Genomic DNA, 1855 nt, shown 5'->3' on the forward strand with positions numbered 1-1855 from the left:
CCATCAAGGCCATCACGGCATTGGGTGGAATACCCAAAGTGAGCAACGGAATGAAGGACGTCTGCGCGCCGGCGTTGTTCGCCGACTCGGGTGCGGCCACGCCGCGGATGTTGCCCTGGCCGAAAGGCACCTCGCCCGGCTTCGACTTGATCTTCTTTTCCAGTGCATAGGCAGCGAAGGCCGCGAGCAGCGCGCCACCTCCCGGCAAAATGCCCAGTGCAGAACCCAGGAAGGTACCGCGCAGCACGGCCGGCAACATGTTCTTGAAGTCCTCCTTGGTCGGGAACAGGCCCGACACCTTGGCGGTGAACACCTCGCGCTCATGCTCAGGCTGCGCCAGGTTGCTGATGATTTCGCCGTAACCGAACACACCCATGGCGATGGTCACGAAGCCGATGCCGTCGGTCAGTTCGGGAATGTCAAAACTGAAGCGGGCCACGCCGGAATTCACGTCAGTGCCGACAAGGCCCAGCAGCAGGCCCAGCACGATCATGGCAATCGCCTTGAGCAGCGAGCCGGAAGCCAGCACCACGGCGCCGATCAGGCCCAGAACCATCAGGGCAAAATATTCAGCAGGGCCGAATTTGAAGGCCAATTCGGTCAGCGGCGGCGCAAATGCGGCCAGTATCAAGGTGCCTACGCAACCGGCAAAGAAAGATCCCAGGCCTGCCGCGGCAAGCGCGGGCCCGGCCCGGCCTTTTCTTGCCATCTGGTACCCGTCAATACAGGTCACCACTGAAGAGGATTCCCCCGGCAGGTTCACCAGAATGGCGGTGGTGGAGCCACCGTACTGGGCGCCGTAATAAATACCGGCCAGCATGATCAGCGCCGACACGGGTGGCAGCGCATAGGTGGCCGGCAACAGCATGGCGATCGTAGCCACGGGGCCAATGCCCGGCAGAACCCCAATCAGGGTGCCCAAAATACAGCCGATCAGGCAGTACAACAAATTGATGGGCGTGAATGCCACGCCAAAGCCTATCGACAGGTGAGACAGCAATTCCATTTTTTATTCTCCTTAGCCGATAAAGAATGGCCAGACCGGGAACTGCAACTTGAGCAGAACGACAAAAGCGAGGTAGCTGCCGATGGCCAGCACCGTCGCAAGAATGAAAGTGTTTTTGACCTTCCAGCCTTCTTCAGCCATGCTGGAAATGAAGGTCAACGCATAAATCGCCACGATCATGCCCATGGCTGGAATCTTGATGCTCGGCAAACCGGCCAGCAAAATGCCGAATAGCAGATTGGCCAGGATGATGAAGGAGAGGGGCTTCCAGGCCCATTTGCCGATCTTGTCGCCGCCCACGGTTTCCACGACCAGTGCCTTGAAAGTGATCGCGGCCCCCAGAACAGTCATCAAAATACCCAGCATGAGGGGGAAGTAACCCGGTCCCATACGGGCACCCTCACCCACGTTGTAGGTGGTTGCCCCCCATGCGAACGCCACACCGACGCCCATGAACATGAGGCCGGAGAAAAAGTCTTTCTGACTCTTGATATTCACGGCTGTCTCCTCAATACATATATAAAAGAAAGAATCGGTGGATTGTGCATTCAATCACCCGGCCCCCGCCATGTGGCTTTCACTTACCTTTCGTAATCTTTTGGCTTACCTCTTGCTTACAACGGGCCGGCCGTTGTAAAAGGCCCAAGGACTCAGGCCAAAGGCGGGGTGGAGGCCAAAATTTCCTCGATGGTTGTCAGGCCCTCTGCCACTTTCAACGCGCCGGCCAACCGAAGCGGGCGCATACCTTCACTGACCGCCTGGCGGCGCAGCGCATCGATATTGGGCTCTTTCGAGACTTTTTCCTTGAAGCCTTCCGTGACGGTCAGCAGCTCATAAAGACCCATACGC

Annotated in this window: 2 protein-coding genes and 1 pseudogene; all 3 read right to left on the bottom strand. The window is 58.0% G+C overall.

Going from position 1 to position 1855, the window contains the following annotated elements:
* The coding region (locus tag AC1D1P_RS22205; protein WP_477674473.1) for a tripartite tricarboxylate transporter permease at nt 1-1006 on the bottom strand (1006 nt) is incomplete at its 3' end.
* Nucleotides 1007-1018: 12 nt separating this feature from the next.
* Nucleotides 1019-1504, bottom strand: a complete 486-nt coding sequence (locus AC1D1P_RS22210) for a tripartite tricarboxylate transporter TctB family protein (protein ID WP_477669709.1) — start codon at nt 1502-1504, stop codon at nt 1019-1021.
* Nucleotides 1505-1656: 152 nt separating this feature from the next.
* A pseudogene (locus AC1D1P_RS22215) lies at nt 1657-1855 on the bottom strand (type II/IV secretion system protein); the annotation flags it as partial.

It is taken from the genome of Polaromonas sp. P1_E1_2 (genome assembly GCF_056406035.1).